Below are 16089 nucleotides of genomic sequence, written 5' to 3'. Positions count from 1 at the left end.
CTACCAGAGCAACGCCGCGCCCGTGCGGAACGCGCGGCTGGCGTCAGGCCGTGACCGGCTGCAGCGCGCGCTGCTGCAGCGCCCAGACGATGCCGCCCCCGATCAGGGTCAGCACGGCAGCGAACGCGCACACGCCCAGCCAGTCCCAGGCCGCGTAGGCCAGGCCACCCACCCCGCCCAGCACGCTGGAGCCCAGGTAGTAGGCGAACAGGTACAGCGCCGATGCTTCCGCGCGCATCGTACCGGCACGGCTGCCGACCCAGCTGCTGGCCACCGAGTGGCCACCGAAGAAGCCGAAGGTCACCAGCGCGATGCCCAGGGCCATCGTGCTCAGCCACGGCATCGCCAGCAGCGCGATGCCGGCGCCGATCAGCGCGAACGAGATCGACAGGATGCGGCCGCGCCCGTACCGCGTAGCCTGCTGGCCCATCCACGCCGAACTGAAGGTGCCCACAAGGTACACGCTGAAGATCAGCCCGACCACGGTCTGGCTGAGGTGGTACGGCGGCGCCAGCAAGTGATAGCCCAGGTAGTTGTAGAGGGTGACGAACACGCCCATCAGCACGAACGAGGTGGCGAACAGCCACGGCAGGCCCCGGTCGGCGAACAGCGTGCGCCAGCGCGACGGCAACTCGCGCAGGCCATCGCGTCGCGCGCTGAAATGGCGCGACGGCGGCAGCTGCAGCCACAGCAGCACGGTGCTGGCCACGGCGATGATCGAGACCACGCCGATGCCCCAGCGCCAGCCCCAGTGATCGGCGATGATGCCGGCCAGCAGGCGCCCGCTCATGCCACCGATGGCGTTGCCGCCGATGTACAGGCCCATCGCCAGGCCCAGCGCGCGGCTGTCCATCTCCTCGACCAGGTAGGTCATCGCCACTGCCGGCACGCCGCTCAGCGCCAGGCCAAGCAGGGTGCGCAGCACCAGCAGCGTGGTCCAGTCGTCCACCAGCGCCGTGCTCAGCGACAGCATGGCCGAGGCCAGCAGCGCGGCAATCATCAACGGGCGGCGGCCGACCGCATCGGACAGCAGGCCGGCCAACAGCATCGCCACCGCCAGCGTGCCGGTGGTCAGCGACAACGACATCGCGCTGCCTGCGGCGGACACGCCGAAGTGGCGGCTGAACTCGGGCAGCAGCGGCTGCACGGTGTACAGCAGGCCGAAGGTGGAGAAGCCGGCCAGGAACAGTGCCAGCGCGGTGCGGCGGAAGGCCGGCGTGCCCTGCTGGATGCGGGTCTCGGCGATGGGATCGACAGTGGGGGGGCGGCGCTCGACGGCCGCCGCGGTTTCGCCAGTCATGGGATCGAAGGGCCGGTGGGGCGGCCGGGCATGGGAGGGAACGGGCCTCAGACTAGGCCTGTCGATCCAGTCGATCCATAACCTGATAAGTCAGGATTGATACTCAAGAAGTATCAATTCAGCTTACAGGCGCTGCCACTCGAAACCGTCGCCGCGGCGGTAGTACACCGCCACCGCACGGCCGTAGACCTTGTCGGCGTCGACGAAGCCGAAGAAGCGGCCGTCGAAGCTGTTGCCGCGGTGGTCACCCAGCACCAGCACCTTGCCGGCCGGCACCACCAGATCGGCGATGTCCGGACCGCCGCCCATGTCCAGGTCGAGGCGGGCACGGCGCTCGCCGAAGGCTTCCACGTCCTGCAGATCGGCGATCTGCAGCGGCTGGCCGTTGATGCTCAGATGGCCCTCGCGCATCTGCACGTGGTCACCGGCCACCGCCGCCACGCGCTTGATCAGGCGGGTGCCGTCGGCCGGTGAATCGAACACCGCCACTTCACCGCGCTGCGGGACGCCGGTGGCCATCAGTTCCTTGCCGGTGAACGGCAGGCGCAGGCCGTAGGCGCGCATGTCCACCACCACCCGGTCGCCCGGCTGCAGGGTCGGCTGCATCGAGCCACTCGGCACCACGTAGTGGTTGGCGAGGGTATCGCGGGCGGCGGCGAGCAGGCCGAGCATCACCAGCAGCGGCAATGCTTCCTTCTTCAGCCAGACCAGCGCGCGTTCGGACAAGGGAGGACGGGCAGCAGCATCCATGACAGGCTCCGGGTAGGTGGTAGCTGCATCAGACCACATCCAGGCGGGAGAGGTTCCCGCGACGCGATCCGGTAGAGCCGAGCCCACGCTCGGCTTGTTCCTTGCAGCGTCGAGGTTGCCCGACTGGGGCGCAGAGCGGCCGAGCGCAGGCTCGGCTCTACAGGAAGGGTTACGCAGGTTTTACGCGCGGGACCGGCCGGGGGCATCGCACCTTTACGGGCGGCACGCGCATCGTGTGCCCACCGCGCCGCAGGGCGCATTCCGCAAGGTGTTGTATGACCCTCCTGGTGATCCGCCACGCCTCTTCGTCGGCACCGCGTCCCCAACTGCCGACGCAGCTGGCCGGCCATCGCGTGCTGTGCAGCGACTGCGCCAGCCTGTCCGAGGTACGCCAGTGCCTGTGCCAGCCGCAGGCGCGCTCGGCCGACTGGGTACTGCTGGATGTCGGTACCGCTGACGAGGCGCAATGGCAGGCCGAAGGTGGCGCGCTGCAGGCGGCGCTGGAACGGCTGCCGGCGCAGTACATCGAACTGCAGGCCCCCAGCGAACCCGGTCTGGAGGCACGCCTGCGCCTGCAGCACGGTCCCGCCGCCGTGGTGGTCGACCAGCGCAGCCAGCAGGCCGGCTACCCGTTGTCGCTGGCCATTGTCGGCCGCCGCCTGGCACAGGAGGGCTGAGCCATGTCGATCTTCATCATCCGTGGCCCGGAAGCGGCCGGCGCCCTGATCCGCACCGCGATGCCGCTGCCGGCACCGGTCCTGAAGTCACTGGTGCATCGTGCGATCGACGCCGGCACCAGCGTGGCGATCCGTGCCTGTGGTTCGGAACAGGAACTGCTGGACGCCCTGCGCGTGGCCGACCACAGCCGCGGCGAGGTGACCCTGCTCGACCCGGGCGCGTGTGCCAACAGCCTGCGCCTGCAGCGCCTGCTGCCGTACCTGCACAACGCCTATGTGGAAGTGCATGACGACGGCGCGGTAGCCGAGCCGTGCCTGCCGGCTGGTGTCGGCCAGCGCCTGGGCATCGCCGCCGGCTACGGCGCGCAGAGTTACGTGCTGGCGCTGGATATCGCGCTGGATCACCTGGGCCTGGCCGAGCAGGCCAACCGGGTGCACGTGGGAACGTAACGCTGTTTGTAGAGCCGAGCCCATGCTCGGCTGCCTTTCCAGGAACCATCAGCCGAGCGTGGACTCGGCTCTACAGAAGAACGTCGAGCATGGCTCGACGCTACAGAAAGAAAAACGGCGGGGTTGCCCCCGCCGTTTTCGCTTTCTTACTTCAACCCGCGGAACTTCAGCAGCGGTTCCACCGACGGGTCCTTGCCACGGAAATCGCGGTACAGGGTCGACAGTTCCACGCTGTTGCCGCGCGAGAGGATCTTGTCGCGGAACTCCTGGCCATTGGCCGCGGTCAGGCCACCGTGCTCGGTGAACCACTGGTAGGCGTCATGGTCGAGCACTTCGGCCCAGAAGTAGGCGTAGTAGCCGGCCGAGTAACCGCCACCCCAGATATGGTCGAAGTAGGTGGTGCGGTAGCGCGGCGGCACCTGCGGCAGGTCGACCTTGAACTTCTTCAGCGCGCTGGCTTCAAAGGCGCCGACATCCTGCAGCGGCGCGTCGGCCTTCTGCGTGTGCCAGGCCAGGTCCAGCAGCGCGGCCGACAGGTACTCGGTCGTCGCGTAGCCCTGGTTGAAGCTGCGTGCCTTGAGGATCTTGTCGACCAGCTCCTGCGGCATCGCCTCGCCGGTCTTGTAGTGCTTGGCGTAGTTGGCGAACACCTTCGGGTCCAGCGCCCAGTGCTCGTTGAACTGCGACGGGAACTCGACGAAGTCGCGCGAGGTCGCGGTGCCGGCGATCGACGGGTACTTCACGTTCGAGAACATGCCGTGCAGCGCATGGCCGAACTCATGGAACATGGTGGTGACGTCGTCGAAGCTGATCAGCGCAGGCTGGCCGGCGGCCGGCTTGGTGAAGTTGCAGACGTTGTAGACCACCGGCTTGGCACCGGTCAGGCCGTCCTGTTCGACGAACACGTCCATCCAGGCGCCACCGGACTTGCTGTCACGCTTGAAGTAGTCGGTGTAGAACAGCGCCAGCGAGGTGCCGTCCTTGTCGAACACTTCGTACACCTTCATGTCCGGGTTGTAGGTCGGAATGTCGGTGCGCGGCTTGAAGGTGATGCCGTACAGCTGGGTGGCGGCGTAGAAGACGCCGTTCTGCAGCACGTTGTCCAGTTCGAAGTACGGCTTGATCTGCGACTCGTCCAGATCGTACTTGGCCTTGCGCACCTGCTCGGCGTAGAAGTCCCAGTCCGAAGCGGCCACCTGGAATCCGCCCTTCTGCGCGTCGATGACCTTCTGGATCTCGCCGGCTTCGGCACGCGCCTTGGCAGTGGCGGCCGGCACGGTATCGGTCAGCAGCTTGAGCGCGGCGGCCGGGGTCTTGGCCATCTGGTCGCCCAGCTGGTAGTCGGCGAAGGTGTCAAAGCCGAGCAGCTTGGCCTTCTGCGCACGCAGCTGGGCCAGGCGCTGCACGGTCTGCCGGGTGTCGTTGGCATCGCCGCGCTCGGCGCGGGTTTCCGAGGCCTTCAGCACGGCGGCGCGCTGGTCGCGGTCGCTCAGCGAGCCGAGCACCGGCTGCTGGGTGGTGTTCTGCAGCGGCAGCAGGAACTTGCCATCCAGCTTGCGGTCCTTGGCGGCGGCGGCAGCGTTGTTGATAGCGCCCTCGTCCAGGCCGGCCAGCTTGGCCTTGTCGTCAACGACAACGGCCGCAGCAGCGGTGGCGGCCACCAGGCGGGTGTGGAACTGGGTGGAGAGCGTGGTCTCTTCCACGTTGAGCTTGCGCAGGCTCGCCTTGTCGGCGTCGGACAGCTGCGCACCGGCGCGCACCAGGCCATCGTAGTAGTGCTCGACCAGGCGCTTCTGCACCGGGTCCAGCTCCAGCGTGTCACGCTGGTCGTACAGCGACTTCACGCGCGCGAACAGCTTCGGATCGAGGTTGATCTCGTCCTGGTGCGCGGCCAGCTTCGGCGCCACTTCTTCCTGGATCTTCTGGCGTGCGTCGTTGGTATCGGCCTGGACCAGGCCGAAGAAGATGCGCGACACGCGGGTCAGGGTCTCGCCGCTGCGCTCCATCGCCACGATGGTGTTGTCGAAGGTGGCCGGCTCGCTGCTGTCGGCGATCCTGCGCACGTCGGCCAGGTGCTGGCGCATGCCTTCTTCGAACGCCGGCAGGTAGTCGCTGTCCTTGATCTTATCGAACGGCGGTGCCTGGAACGGCAGCGTGCTCGCGCTCAGCAGCGGATTGGTGGAGGCTTCGGCCGGCTGCTGGGCCGGGGTCTTCTGGGCATCGGACACGGGGGTGGACTCCTTGCCGGAACAGGCCGCCAGCGCCAGGCTGATGGCGGCGGCCAGGACTACGGTACGCGACATGTAAAACGCTCCTTGGGCAGACGGTATGGATACCAGCCCTCCACCCTACTCCTGTCGCGCTCGCCCGGCATGTGCCGGACGTGGCGTCTATGCGGCGGCCTGCAACCGGCTCAGACCGTGCCGCGGGTCTTGCCGATCCAGGGCCGGTAGAACTCGCGGATGGCAGCCATGTCGGCCACATCGTCGCCGCTCGGGGTGAACAGCGGACCGATGCCGATGGTCTTTTCCGGATAGTGGAAATACGCGGTCAGGATCGGTACGTCAGCCATCCGGGCAATCTTCAGGAAGCCGGCCTTCCAGTCCTTCACGGCCTTGCGGGTGCCCTCGGGCGTGATGGCGAACCACATCTTCTCGTTGTTGCGCAGCAGGTCCACGGCCTGGCCGACGGTGCCCTGCGGCGAGCTGCGATCGAGCGGGATCACGCCCAGCTTGTGCAGCAGCGGGCCCAGCGGCCACCAGAACAGCGAGGCCTTGCCCAGCACCTTCACCTTCATGCCCAGCGCGATCTTGGCCGCCATGCCCCACAGCCCGTCCCAGTTGGACGAATGCGGGGCGATGATGAAGACCAGCCTGGGGATGTCCGGCAGGGTGCCGGTCACCTTCCAGCCGCCCATGCGCAGGGTGCAGCGCGCCAGCCAGCGCAGGAAGGCGTTGGGTTTGACCTGTGGCATCTGCGGCGGCACGGCCGGCAGCAACGAAGTCGGGTTGTTCAAGCAATCACTCCCAGTCACGTGATGAGCGCCCGCGCTTGATCTGCGCGCGCCCGCGTTTGGCGTCCAGACGACGCAGTTTCGACCCGAGGGTCGGCTTGGTGGCCTTGCGCGGTTTGGGCACGCTCAGCCCGGCCTGGATGAAGGCCGCCAGCCGCTCGCGCGCATCCTCGCGATTGCGATCCTGGGTGCGGAATCGTTGCGCGTCGATGACCAGCACGCCTTCGCCGGTCATGCGCCGGTCACGCCGCGCCAGCAGGCGCGCGCGCAACGGTTCGGGCAACGAGGGCGAGTTGGCCACGTCGAAACGCAGTTCCACCGCGGTGGACACCTTGTTGACGTTCTGGCCGCCGGCGCCACTGGCGCGCACGAACCGCTCGACGATCTCGCCGTCGGGGATTTCAAGCTGCGCGCTGATGGTGACCGGTCCACTGCCCATCCGCGCATTGTAGCGGCAGGCACGTGGTGAAGTACGCCATCGCGCCCCGTATGCCGCCGATCAGGCACCGAACACGCCGCCTTCGCCTGGGCTGCGGGTATGCTGGCGGTCCCATGTACCGCAGGAAGCCCCGCATGACCCGCTCCACACCCGCCCTGCCGTCCCTGCTGCGCCGCGCCGCCCTGCTGCTGGCGCTGGCCGTGGCCAGCGTTCCGGCCCTGGCCGCCCCGCCGACCGACGGCGACATCAACCGCCTGCTGTCGGCCTCGCGCGCGCAGAGCATGATCGACACCATGGTGCCGCAGATCGAAGCCATGCAGCAGCAGCAGTTCCAGCAGGTGGCCGCGCAGCGCCAGCTCACCGCCCAGCAGCAGGAACAGCTGAAGCGGATCCAGGCCCGGACCAGCCAGACCCTGCGCCAGGCGATGTCGTGGCAACAGCTGCGGCCCATGTACGTGGACCTGTACAAGAAGACCTTCAGCAAGGAAGACGTGCTGGCAATGGCCGAGTTCTACGAGAGCGCGGCCGGCCAGAGCCTGCTGGACAAGACCCCGGCGCTGATGCAGAACGTGATGGTGGCGATCCAGGCGCGCATGCAGCCGCTGTTCGCGGATCTGCAGAAGGACCTGGAAGCGATCGTCAACGAGCCGGAAAAGAAATAACGGGGTGCGCCGGGCCACGCCCGGCCGCTGGCTGTAGAGCCGAGCCCACGCTCGGCTTACCGCAGCAGCATCAGGCGTCGTCCACCTGCCAGCCGAACAGGTCCAGCGCCTTCTGGAACTCGCGATCCAGCGGCGCACTGACATCCACGCTGCCACCGTCCGGGTGCGGGAAGCGCAGGCGCTCGGCGTGCAGCAGCATGCGGTGCACGCCCTGCATGCGGAAGATGCGGTTGTGGCGGCCATCGCCGTGGCTGGTGTCGCCGATCATGTGGTGCGACAGGTGCTTGAGGTGCCGGCGGATCTGCCGGAAGCGCCCGGTCTGCGGCTGGCAGCGCAGCAGCGCGTAGCGCGAACTGCTGAACTCACCCACCGGCACCGACAGCTCGCCGGTGGCCAGGCGCTGGAAGTCGGTGACCGCCGGCTTCTTCACCGGCTTGCCCGGGCCGCCATCCAGGTCATGGTCCACCCGCCAGGACAGCTCGGCCGGCCAGCCCCGGCAGACCGTCAGGTAGTCCTTGGCCACTTCACCCCCCATCAACGCCTTGCCCAGCGCACTGGCGGTCTCGCGGTCGAAGGCCAGCAACAGGCAGCCGCTGGTGGCCCGGTCCAGGCGGTGCACGAGGAAGATCGGGCGGCCCAGCTGCTCGCGCAGGCGGTCGGCCAGGAAATCATCTTCGCCACGGGCCAGCTTGCTGTCGTGGACCATCAGCCCGGCGGGCTTGTTGACCACGGCCAGGCGCTCGTCCAGGTGCAGCAGCTGCAGGGGCGCGGTTTCGGTCTCGACCGCGGCGAGGGTGTCAGGTTCGGTGCTCACCGCAGGATTATACGGGCGCCCTGATCGGGGTCAGATCCCTTTTCCTGCGGAAAGGGATCTGACCCCGGGTTGGTGGCGCGGCGGTCAAGCGTTGCGCACGGCCAGAAGCTCGCCGTTGCCCACCGGCACCAGGCTGGTGCCGAAGTCCGGATCGGCATCCAGCAACGCGCGCAACGGTTCCATCTGCGCGGCGTGCGAGGTGGCGTTGTCCACCACCAGCAGGCCCCCCCGCCGCAGCACACGGCGCAGCTGCGGCCACCAGCCGGCGTACTGTTCGCGGTCCGAATCGAGGAACAGCAGGTCAATGCTGGCATCGGCGGCCTGTGCCAGCCACTGCCCGGCATCGCCGTGGACCAGCGTGATGCGATCGGCAAGGCCACTGCGCGCGAAGGTGTCACGCGCCATCGCCACCTTGTCTCCGGCGTATTCCAGCGTCGTCACGTGGCCGTCGATGGCGGCTGCGGCTTCGGCAATCCACAGCGTGGAGTAACCGTTGGAGGTGCCGATCTCCAGCACCCGGCGCGCATTGCCGAAACGCACCAGCACCGACAGGAATTCACCGGTGTCCGGCGTGATGTTGAGCATGCGCCGAGCGCGCTCGGTTTCATGCGCGTCGTTTTCAGCACCGAAGCGTGCCAGTTCGTTCTTCAATTCCGAAAGCTGCATCGTCATTGCTTCTTTCATTTGCCACAGCAAGGGTGAGCATTGTGGCCTGTCCGGCCACATTTCGTACTTCTCTTAAGCCTGTACTCCGATGAGGTTGCGATAGTTCCCGCCTTCTTCACGCGGGATGGTCCACCGGCCCGCGGCCCTCATTGGTTTCCGCAAGGACACGGCCATGGTTCTCGACATTCTGGCAATCGGCGCCCACCCCGACGACATCGAACTCGGTTGCGGCGGCAGCCTGGCCAAGCTGGCCCGCGACGGTGCACGCATCCATGCGCTGGTGCTCAGCCGTGGTGGCCGTGGCTGCCATGCCGGCATCGACCGCAGCGACGAATCCCACCGCGCGTTGCGCCGCCTGGGTGTGACCGAGGTGATCCAGCAGGATTTCCCGGATACGCGCTTTCCTGCCTGCCGCAACGACATCGTCGCGGTGATCGAGCAGGCCTGCGCGCAGATCGCACCGCATCGCGTCTACACGATGTGCGGCGAAGACCACCACCAGGACCATCGCACCGTCCATGAAGCGTCAATCATCGCCTGCCGCAGCATCCCGCAGATCCTCTGCTACGAGAGCCCCAGCACCCTGCCGCAGTTCGCACCGCAGGTGTTCGAGGACATCAGCGCACAACTGGACCTGAAGATCCACGCATTGCGCGAGCATGCCAGCCAGGGCGATCGCCACTACATGCAGGAGGACCACCTGCGCTGCCACGCGCAGTTCCGCGGCCAGCAGATCGGCATCGGCCCCAGTGAGGGCTTCGTGCCCTACCGGCTGGTGCTGTGATGAAAACGCTGCTGTTCCTGGCCATGTGTGCCTTCATCCTGGTGCGTGTGTGCGTGCAGGCCTCGCGTCGCCCCAGCACGCGCCTGTACAGCATCGATGCGATCGTGCCGGCCTACAACGAAGCGCCGTGCCTGGAGCGCTCGTTGACCGGCCTGCTGCAGAACCCCTACGTGGCACGGGTGATCTGCGTGAATGACGGTTCCACCGACAACACCGCCCAGGTACTCGATGCGCTGCAGGCGCGCTGGCCCGGGCGCCTCGTGGCCGTGCACCAGGCCAACACCGGCAAGGGCGGCGCGCTGATGCATGGCCTGCGGCACGCCACCGCCGAGCAGGTGTTCCTGACCGACGCCGACACCCACATCGATCCGCGCGGCCATGGCCTGGGCCACCTGCTGGACGAGATCGAGCGCGGTGCCGATGCGGTCGGTGGCGTACCCTCGTCCAGCCTGCAGGGTGCCGGCTTCCTGCCGCATGTGCGCGCCAGCCTGAAGCTGCCGATGATCGTCATCAAGCGCAGCTTCCAGCAGTGGCTGGGCGGCGCACCGTTCATCGTCTCCGGCTCGTGTGGCCTGTTCCGCACCTCGGTGCTGCGCAAGGTCGGTTTCTCCGACCGCACCCGCGTCGAAGACCTGGATATGTCCTGGTCGCTGGTCGCGCAGGGCTACCGTGTCCGCCAGAGCGTGCGCTGCGTGGTCTACCCGCAGGAATGCAACACGCTGGTGGAGGAATGGCGGCGCTGGCGACGCTGGATCGTCGGCTATGCGGTATGCATGCGCCTGCATCGCGGCCTGCTGCTGACCCGCTTCGGCGTGTTCAGCATCCTGCCGATGATGCTGCTTGCCCTTGCCGGCATCGTGCTGACGCTGCAGGTCTGGTTCGGTGCGGCCCAGCTGCATGGGCCGGGTGGCCTCGCCCTGTCGGTGATGCCGTTGTTCTGGATCGGCATCGTCATGTTGCTGGCGGTGATCAGTGCGATCCACCACCGCCGCGCGTCGCTGGTCCCTGCCGCCGCGTTCTCGATGCTGTACGTGCTGCTCGCCTATGCGATCTGGCTGATGCATGGCGTGGCCGGGCTGTTTACCGGCCGCGAGCCGGCACGCGACAAGCCGACCAGGTATCCGCATGTGGTGGAATGACCTCGCCGCCATGGCCGACGCGCTATCGACGCTGCCACCCCACGTCGATTCCAGCGCCCAGGTTTCGCCGCGTGCGATCGTGCGGGGCGAGGTACGGATCGGCGCTGGCAGCCGCATCTGCGACGGCGCCCAGCTGCACGGGCCGGTATCGATCGGCCGCGACTGCCTGATCGGCAACAACGCACTGCTGCGCGGTCCGCTGCACATCGGTGACGGTGTGCGCATCGGCTTTGCCAGTGAACTGAAGAACGCACTGATCGGCGACGGCGCCTGCATCGGCCCGCAGTGCTTCATCGCCGACAGCCGCGTCGACGCCCGTGCCTACCTGGGCGCGCTGGTGCGTACCAGCAACCATCGCCTGGATGGCGCAACGGTCACCGTCCACATCGGCGACACCGTCATCGACAGCCAGCGCGACAAGCTCGGCGCCTGGATCGGCGAAGGTGCCGCGCTGGGCGTCGGCGTGATCATTCTGCCCGGTCGCATCGTCGCCCCGGGCAGCCAGTTCGGCCCGCGCATCACCGTGGAACGAAACCTGCCGCCCGGTCGCTACCGGCTGCTGCAGTCGCTGCATTCCCAACCCCTGGAGTAACCCCATGCGATTGATCATCCGTGGCGCACTGCCGTGCGCCCTGCTGCTGGCTGTGTCCAGCGCCCATGCCGGCATCGACCGGGTGTCGGTGCAGCTGGATCATGCCGACTACACCGATGGCTTCGGCAAGCGCGACGTACAGACCGTGGATGTGGCCGGTCGCAGCGGTGACAGCCGCTGGCATCTGGGCCTGGCCCATGGTGAACGCGACTACGGCAGCAAACGCTTCAGCGGCAATCGGGTGCAGGGCTCCCTGCACCAGCGCTGGAGTCAACGCTTTTCGACCCGCACCGCCTTCACCGCCTCCAACGATGACCCGGTATTCGTCAACCGCCAGCTCAACCAGGACTTCCAGTGGAAGGTGGCACCGCAGACCGTGCTGAGCGTGGGCGGCAAGTACGCCCAGTACCATGCCGGCGCATACGTGAGTGGCTGGTCGGTAGGTGCCTCGCACTACTTCCCGCGCGTGACCACCTCACTGCGCCACGAGCGGCATCGCCAGTCCAATGGGCCCGACGGCCATGGCACCACGCTGTCACTGCGCCTGAAGGATGCGCAGGGCGGTGGTTCGACCCAGCTGTGGCTGGGCAGCGGTACGTCCGGCTACACCGCCGATTCCGATCCGCTGCTGCTGCGCGAACACGATGCACGTCGTGCCTTCCTGCGCCGCAGCCAGCCGCTGGGGGAGCATCTGGTGCTGGACATGGGCATTGGCAAGACCTGGCACAGGACGCGCCTGGACCGCTTCCAGAGCGTGCAGTCGCACCTGGGCCTGGGCTACCACTGGTAGAGCCGTGGCGGGTCGGCGGCGCGTGATGCCGCCGACCCTCGATCAACAGGCTTCAGCGCCACCACGCGCGCGCCAGCGCCAGCGCGCCGACGGCACCGGACACCCAGCTCCACATCGGCAGGTCGCCCCAGTACCAGCCTGGCGGCTGCAGCACGTACACCAGTGCGGCGATGGCCAGCAGGCCGACGCCGGTGATCGCACCGACCGCGCGTTTCTGCAGGCGCTGCACGCTGGCATCGAGCGCGACCAGATCGCGCGAGCGCATCGCCAGCTCATGGCGGCCCTCCACCTGCTGGGTCAGCCAGGCGTGCACCAGGCGCGGCATGTCCGGCGCGTGGGTCATGATTTCCGGCAAGCGCTTGCCGATCTCGCGCACGACCCGACGCGGGCTGTAGCGCTCGCGCAGGATCTTCGCCAGCACCGGCTTGGCCACCGCCCAGATGTCGATCTGCGGATCCAGCTGGCGCCCGACACCTTCGATGTTCAGCAGGGTCTTCTGCAGCAGGATCAGCTGCGGCTGCAGGGTCAGCTGGTAGCGCTGCGCCACGCGGAACAGCTTCATCAGCACTTCGGCCAGCGAGATCTGCGACAGCGGGCGGGTGAAGTACGGCTCGCACACCGAACGCACGGCCGCTTCCAGATCATCGATGCGCACGTTGTCCGGCATCCAGCGCGCCTGCACGTGCAGTTCGGCGATGCGGCGATAATCGCGGTTGAAGATGGCCATGAAGTTCTCGGCCAGGTAGTACTGATCTTCCTGCGACAGCTGGCCCATGATGCCGAAGTCCAGCGCGATGAAGCGCGGGTTGGCGCGACGCGACGGATCGGTATCGACCCAGATGTTGCCGGCGTGCGCATCGGCATGGAAGAAGTTGTCGCGGAACACCTGGGTGTAGAACACCCGCACGCCCTTGGCGGCCAGCGCCTTGCGGTCGATGCCGGCCTTGTCCAGTGCAGCGATGTCATCGGACGGAATGCCCCACACGCGCTCCAGGGTCAGCGCGCGCTCGGCGGTGTGGCTCCAGATCACTTCCGGCACGTACAGGTCGTCGCTGTTTTCCCAGAAGCGGCGCAGCACGCTGGCATTGGCGCCTTCGCGCTGCAGGTCCAGCTCAGCGGCCAGGGTGTTCTCGACTTCGGCCACCACTTCGCGCGGACGGATCTTGTCGGCACGCGGATGGGTACGCTCGACCAGGGCGGCCAGCGAGTTGAGCAGGGCGATGTCGGCGTCGATCTGCTTCTCGATGCCCGGGCGCAGCACCTTGACCACCACCTGGCGGCCATCGGCCAGCGTGGCCGCATGCACCTGTGCGATCGAGGCCGAGGCCAGCGGTTCGGTATCGAAGCTGGCGAATGCCTCGCTGACCGGCAGGCCGAGTGCTTCCTCGACGATGCGGCGCGCGGTATCGCCGTCGAACGGCTTGACCCGGTCCTGCAGCAGGGTCAGTTCGTTGGCCACGTCCGGCGGCACCAGGTCGCGGCGGGTGGACAGGATCTGGCCGAACTTGACGAAGATCGGACCGAGATCCTGCAGCGCCAGGCGCAGGCGCGCACCGCGCGACTGTACAGCGATGTCGGCCGAAGCACGCGGCACGAACGGTTTGGCCAGGCGCAGCCAGCGCTCAGCCGGCGTGCCGTGCAGCAGGTCGTCCAGGCGGTAGCGCAGGATCACCCGGCCGATGCGGCTTGCCCGCAGCACGGCCTTCATGCGGCACCCCGCAGGCGCTGGACGCGCGCGCCAAGGCGCTCGACGTCATCACGCAGTACGTCCACATCATCGTGGAAGGCATCCAGTTCGGCGCGCGGTACCACGTCGCGCGATTCCTCGGTGATGAACTCGGCAGCGCTGTGGGCCAGATCGATCGCACCCTGGCGCGCGTGCTGCAGGGCGCTGCGCAGGGTGTTGGCCACCTGCACGCCCAGTACCTCGCCGAACACGCTGACGAACGGCTGCTGCCAGTCCGGATCGAAACCCTTGGCCAGCTGCTGCAGGCGTCGCGCCAGTTCGGCGTCACCGGCCACGCGTACACGGCCCTTGTTGTTGGACTCGCCGCGCCGTGCGTTGGCCAGCAGCGGCAGCTGCGCCAGCACGCCGGCCAGGCTGCTGCGCACGGCCAGGTCGGCTTCCTGCGCATCCACCGGGCCGACCCGCAGCTGGTCGCCGTCGACGCTGATGCGCATCGCCAGCGACGGCGCTTCCAGGGTCAGGTCGATGTGCCGGCCATCGAGGCTGGCCAGTGCATGGCGGGTATCCGGATCCAGCGCCAGCGCGCGGTTCAGGGCGATCTGCAGGGCGCGGCCAGCGACCGGCTTGAGGGACTTGAGCAGGGAAAGAGCCATGTGCGCATTCTACCTGCGTGGGTGGGGGGCTTGCGCCGGGCTGCCGCCCGGCACCCGCGGTAGTGCCGGCCGCTGGCCGGCAAGATCAACATCAAAAGCTGGCGATCCGTGGGATGGCGGGGTGGGTCCCGTTGCTGCGCAACGGGCTCTGACCCCAATGCTGATGGGATCTGGCGTTGGTAGATGCCGACCTTGGTCGGCGCTGGATGTCAGGGGGCCAACCATGGTTGGCCGCTACCCGAGCCGGCAGCCCGGTGATTCATCTGTGCCTCACCTGGGTGGCTATGGAAGGTTCATGCTGTACGGCCACGCAACGCACAGGACATCGCATTCCCATGGCACGGACCCGGGTCGGCATCATCTTCGGGGGCAAATCCTCCGAGCACGAGGTTTCACTGCAGTCGGCGAAGAACATCCTCGATGCGCTTGATCGCGAGCGCTTCGAGCCGGTGCTGGTCGGCATCGACAAGCAGGGCCAGTGGCATCTGAGCCAGCCGGACACCTTCCTGATCAACGCCGATGATCCGTCGCGCATCGCGCTGCATCGCTCGGGCCAGTCGCTGGCGGTGCGCCCGGGTGCGGAACAGGCACAGCTGCAGCCGTCCGATCCGGCCAGCGCGCTGGGCCAGATCGATGTGGTGCTGCCGATCGTGCATGGGCCGCTGGGCGAAGACGGTGCGCTGCAGGGCCTGCTGCGCATGGCCAACCTGCCCTTCGTCGGCTCGCCGGTACTGGGTTCGGCAGTGGCGATGGACAAGGACGTGACCAAGCGCCTGCTGCGCGACGCTGGCCTGCAGGTGGCACCGTGGTTGTGCATCCGTCGCCACCAGGCGGCAACGGTCGATGTCGATGCGGTGATCGCGCAGCTCGGCCTGCCGCTGTTCGTGAAGCCGGCCAACCAGGGTTCGTCGGTGGGCGTGAGCAAGGTCAAGGACGCAGCGGGCTTCGCCGAGGCACTGGCATTGGCGCTGCGCTACGACCACAAGGTGCTGGTGGAATCGGCGGTGGTCGGCCGCGAGATCGAGTGCGCGGTACTGGGCAACGCGCATCCGCAGGCCAGCCTGTGCGGCGAGGTGGTGGTGCACGACGAGTTCTACGCCTACGACACCAAGTACATCAACGAAACTGGCGCCGAGGTGGTGGTGCCTGCGGATATCGATGCCGCAACCCAGGCGCGCATCCAGCAGATCGCACTGCAGGCCTACCAGGCGCTGGAGTGTGCCGGCATGGCGCGCGTGGACGTATTCCTTACTGCGGGCGGCGGGATCGTCATCAACGAGGTCAACACGCTGCCGGGCTTCACCCGCATCAGCATGTACCCGAAATTGTGGGGTGCCAGCGGTGTCGATTACACGACGTTGATTACGCGCCTGATCGAACTGGCACAGGAGCGTCACGAAGCCGATCGCGGATTGCACAGCGCCGTGTAGCGTTGTGATCGCCCGCAGAGCCGAGCATGGCTCGACTCTGCGGAAAGCGATGCCGGCCAGCGGCCGGCACTACCGGCTAGCCGCGCTTGCGGAACATCGAGATCACCGCAAGGATCAGGAACACCACGAACAGGATCCAGGCGATGTTCGTTGCGGCGCCGGCAATACCGGAAAAGCCCAGAACGGCGGCGATGATGGCGATGACAAAGAAAATGATGGCGTAATGCAGCATGGCGCTCCTCG

The 16089-nt window shown here is 67.4% G+C and carries 18 protein-coding genes; 8 read left to right on the top strand and 10 right to left on the bottom strand.

Features of this window, described 5'->3' with window-relative positions:
• Positions 1-43: 43 nt before the first annotated feature.
• Positions 44-1300, bottom strand: coding sequence for an MFS transporter (locus AC5P7F_RS12935; RefSeq protein WP_164077228.1), 1257 nt, complete (start codon positions 1298-1300; stop codon positions 44-46).
• 123 nt (positions 1301-1423) lie between these two features.
• A complete protein-coding gene (gene lepB / locus AC5P7F_RS12930) occupies positions 1424-2050 on the bottom strand; it encodes a signal peptidase I (protein WP_014645559.1) in 627 nt (208 codons plus the stop codon).
• A 275-nt stretch (positions 2051-2325) separates the two neighbouring features.
• On the opposite strand from lepB, the gene AC5P7F_RS12925 reads away from it, so the two are divergent.
• Entirely contained in the window at positions 2326-2727 is a 402-nt protein-coding gene (locus AC5P7F_RS12925; protein WP_014645558.1) for a hypothetical protein, read from the top strand.
• 3 nt (positions 2728-2730) lie between these two features.
• Positions 2731-3177, top strand: coding sequence for a 3-dehydroquinate dehydratase (locus AC5P7F_RS12920; protein WP_004153636.1), 447 nt, complete (start codon positions 2731-2733; stop codon positions 3175-3177).
• Between the two features lie 146 nt (positions 3178-3323).
• On the opposite strand, the gene dcp is transcribed toward AC5P7F_RS12920, so the two are convergent.
• The 3 genes from dcp to arfB form a co-directional block, all read right to left on the bottom strand.
• Positions 3324-5480, bottom strand: coding sequence for a peptidyl-dipeptidase Dcp (dcp, locus tag AC5P7F_RS12915; protein WP_049405170.1), 2157 nt, complete (start codon positions 5478-5480; stop codon positions 3324-3326).
• 110 nt (positions 5481-5590) lie between these two features.
• Complete coding sequence (locus tag AC5P7F_RS12910; RefSeq protein WP_014645556.1) at positions 5591-6193, bottom strand: lysophospholipid acyltransferase family protein; 603 nt, start codon at positions 6191-6193, stop codon at positions 5591-5593.
• Positions 6194-6197: 4 nt separating this feature from the next.
• Positions 6198-6629 (bottom strand): alternative ribosome rescue aminoacyl-tRNA hydrolase ArfB, encoded by a 432-nt coding sequence (gene arfB / locus AC5P7F_RS12905; RefSeq protein WP_005420755.1) that lies wholly within the window; start codon positions 6627-6629, stop codon positions 6198-6200.
• 113 nt (positions 6630-6742) lie between these two features.
• Between arfB and AC5P7F_RS12900 the strand changes: the two genes are divergently transcribed.
• Positions 6743-7291, top strand: coding sequence for a DUF2059 domain-containing protein (locus AC5P7F_RS12900; protein WP_401730180.1), 549 nt, complete (start codon positions 6743-6745; stop codon positions 7289-7291).
• Positions 7292-7361: 70 nt separating this feature from the next.
• Here AC5P7F_RS12900 and AC5P7F_RS12895 read toward each other — a convergent pair whose 3' ends face one another.
• Together AC5P7F_RS12895 and AC5P7F_RS12890 are read right to left on the bottom strand one after the other, a co-directional pair.
• Positions 7362-8105 (bottom strand): pseudouridine synthase, encoded by a 744-nt coding sequence (locus AC5P7F_RS12895; protein WP_014645554.1) that lies wholly within the window; start codon positions 8103-8105, stop codon positions 7362-7364.
• Between the two features lie 84 nt (positions 8106-8189).
• Positions 8190-8777, bottom strand: coding sequence for a class I SAM-dependent methyltransferase (locus AC5P7F_RS12890; RefSeq protein ID WP_049441784.1), 588 nt, complete (start codon positions 8775-8777; stop codon positions 8190-8192).
• A 166-nt stretch (positions 8778-8943) separates the two neighbouring features.
• On the opposite strand from AC5P7F_RS12890, the gene AC5P7F_RS12885 reads away from it, so the two are divergent.
• From AC5P7F_RS12885 to AC5P7F_RS12870, 4 genes are read left to right on the top strand one after another with little or no spacing between them, the layout of a single operon-like run.
• Positions 8944-9555: a PIG-L deacetylase family protein gene (locus AC5P7F_RS12885; protein ID WP_014645552.1), complete on the top strand. Its 612-nt coding sequence runs from the start codon at positions 8944-8946 to the stop codon at positions 9553-9555.
• The gene (locus AC5P7F_RS12880) at positions 9555-10694 is read left to right on the top strand and encodes a glycosyltransferase family 2 protein (RefSeq protein WP_014645551.1); all 1140 of its coding nucleotides are present in this window, start codon (positions 9555-9557) and stop codon (positions 10692-10694) included. The genes AC5P7F_RS12885 and AC5P7F_RS12880 overlap by 1 nt, the downstream gene beginning before the upstream one ends.
• On the top strand, positions 10681-11286 hold the full coding sequence (locus tag AC5P7F_RS12875; RefSeq protein WP_032962223.1) for an LbetaH domain-containing protein: 606 nt from the start codon (positions 10681-10683) through the stop codon (positions 11284-11286). The genes AC5P7F_RS12880 and AC5P7F_RS12875 overlap by 14 nt, the downstream gene beginning before the upstream one ends.
• Before the next feature lie 4 nt (positions 11287-11290).
• Entirely contained in the window at positions 11291-12076 is a 786-nt protein-coding gene (locus AC5P7F_RS12870; RefSeq protein WP_032962225.1) for a YaiO family outer membrane beta-barrel protein, read from the top strand.
• Positions 12077-12128: 52 nt separating this feature from the next.
• On the opposite strand, the gene ubiB is transcribed toward AC5P7F_RS12870, so the two are convergent.
• The gene (ubiB, locus tag AC5P7F_RS12865) at positions 12129-13784 is read right to left on the bottom strand and encodes a ubiquinone biosynthesis regulatory protein kinase UbiB (RefSeq protein ID WP_014645548.1); all 1656 of its coding nucleotides are present in this window, start codon (positions 13782-13784) and stop codon (positions 12129-12131) included.
• Positions 13781-14416 carry a ubiquinone biosynthesis accessory factor UbiJ gene (locus AC5P7F_RS12860; protein ID WP_005420772.1) on the bottom strand — a complete coding sequence of 212 codons (636 nt, stop codon included), beginning with the start codon at positions 14414-14416 and terminating at the stop codon, positions 13781-13783. Before AC5P7F_RS12860 ends, ubiB begins: the two co-directional genes overlap by 4 nt.
• Positions 14417-14751: 335 nt before the next feature.
• Here AC5P7F_RS12860 and ddlA point away from each other — a divergent pair, with 335 nt between their 5' ends.
• Positions 14752-15846 carry a D-alanine--D-alanine ligase gene (ddlA, locus tag AC5P7F_RS12855; protein WP_164077227.1) on the top strand — a complete coding sequence of 365 codons (1095 nt, stop codon included), beginning with the start codon at positions 14752-14754 and terminating at the stop codon, positions 15844-15846.
• Between the two features lie 76 nt (positions 15847-15922).
• Here the strand turns inward: ddlA and AC5P7F_RS12850 are convergent, their stop codons facing one another.
• Complete coding sequence (locus tag AC5P7F_RS12850) at positions 15923-16078, bottom strand: DUF1328 domain-containing protein (protein ID WP_005407633.1); 156 nt, start codon at positions 16076-16078, stop codon at positions 15923-15925.
• Positions 16079-16089: the final 11 nt, after the last annotated feature.

It is taken from the genome of Stenotrophomonas sp. YJH_SMC_105-26 (assembly GCF_059368915.1).
This window is presented reverse-complemented; position numbering and strand designations above follow the sequence as displayed.

Excerpts from the sequence above, each read along its gene's own strand:
- ubiB (WP_014645548.1), bottom strand. The coding sequence starts at position 13,784 with ATGAAGGCCGTGCTGCGGGCAAGCCGCATCGGCCGGGTGATCCTGCGC.
- AC5P7F_RS12875 (WP_032962223.1), top strand. The coding sequence starts at position 10,681 with ATGTGGTGGAATGACCTCGCCGCCATGGCCGACGCGCTATCGACGCTG.
- lepB (WP_014645559.1), bottom strand. The coding sequence starts at position 2,050 with ATGGATGCTGCTGCCCGTCCTCCCTTGTCCGAACGCGCGCTGGTCTGG.
- AC5P7F_RS12880 (WP_014645551.1), top strand. The coding sequence starts at position 9,555 with ATGAAAACGCTGCTGTTCCTGGCCATGTGTGCCTTCATCCTGGTGCGT.
- AC5P7F_RS12850 (WP_005407633.1), bottom strand. The coding sequence starts at position 16,078 with ATGCTGCATTACGCCATCATTTTCTTTGTCATCGCCATCATCGCCGCC.
- dcp (WP_049405170.1), bottom strand. The coding sequence starts at position 5,480 with ATGTCGCGTACCGTAGTCCTGGCCGCCGCCATCAGCCTGGCGCTGGCG.
- AC5P7F_RS12870 (WP_032962225.1), top strand. The coding sequence starts at position 11,291 with ATGCGATTGATCATCCGTGGCGCACTGCCGTGCGCCCTGCTGCTGGCT.
- arfB (WP_005420755.1), bottom strand. The coding sequence starts at position 6,629 with ATGGGCAGTGGACCGGTCACCATCAGCGCGCAGCTTGAAATCCCCGAC.
- AC5P7F_RS12860 (WP_005420772.1), bottom strand. The coding sequence starts at position 14,416 with ATGGCTCTTTCCCTGCTCAAGTCCCTCAAGCCGGTCGCTGGCCGCGCC.
- AC5P7F_RS12925 (WP_014645558.1), top strand. The coding sequence starts at position 2,326 with ATGACCCTCCTGGTGATCCGCCACGCCTCTTCGTCGGCACCGCGTCCC.
- ddlA (WP_164077227.1), top strand. The coding sequence starts at position 14,752 with ATGGCACGGACCCGGGTCGGCATCATCTTCGGGGGCAAATCCTCCGAG.
- AC5P7F_RS12920 (WP_004153636.1), top strand. The coding sequence starts at position 2,731 with ATGTCGATCTTCATCATCCGTGGCCCGGAAGCGGCCGGCGCCCTGATC.
- AC5P7F_RS12885 (WP_014645552.1), top strand. The coding sequence starts at position 8,944 with ATGGTTCTCGACATTCTGGCAATCGGCGCCCACCCCGACGACATCGAA.
- AC5P7F_RS12890 (WP_049441784.1), bottom strand. The coding sequence starts at position 8,777 with ATGACGATGCAGCTTTCGGAATTGAAGAACGAACTGGCACGCTTCGGT.
- AC5P7F_RS12900 (WP_401730180.1), top strand. The coding sequence starts at position 6,743 with ATGTACCGCAGGAAGCCCCGCATGACCCGCTCCACACCCGCCCTGCCG.
- AC5P7F_RS12935 (WP_164077228.1), bottom strand. The coding sequence starts at position 1,300 with ATGACTGGCGAAACCGCGGCGGCCGTCGAGCGCCGCCCCCCCACTGTC.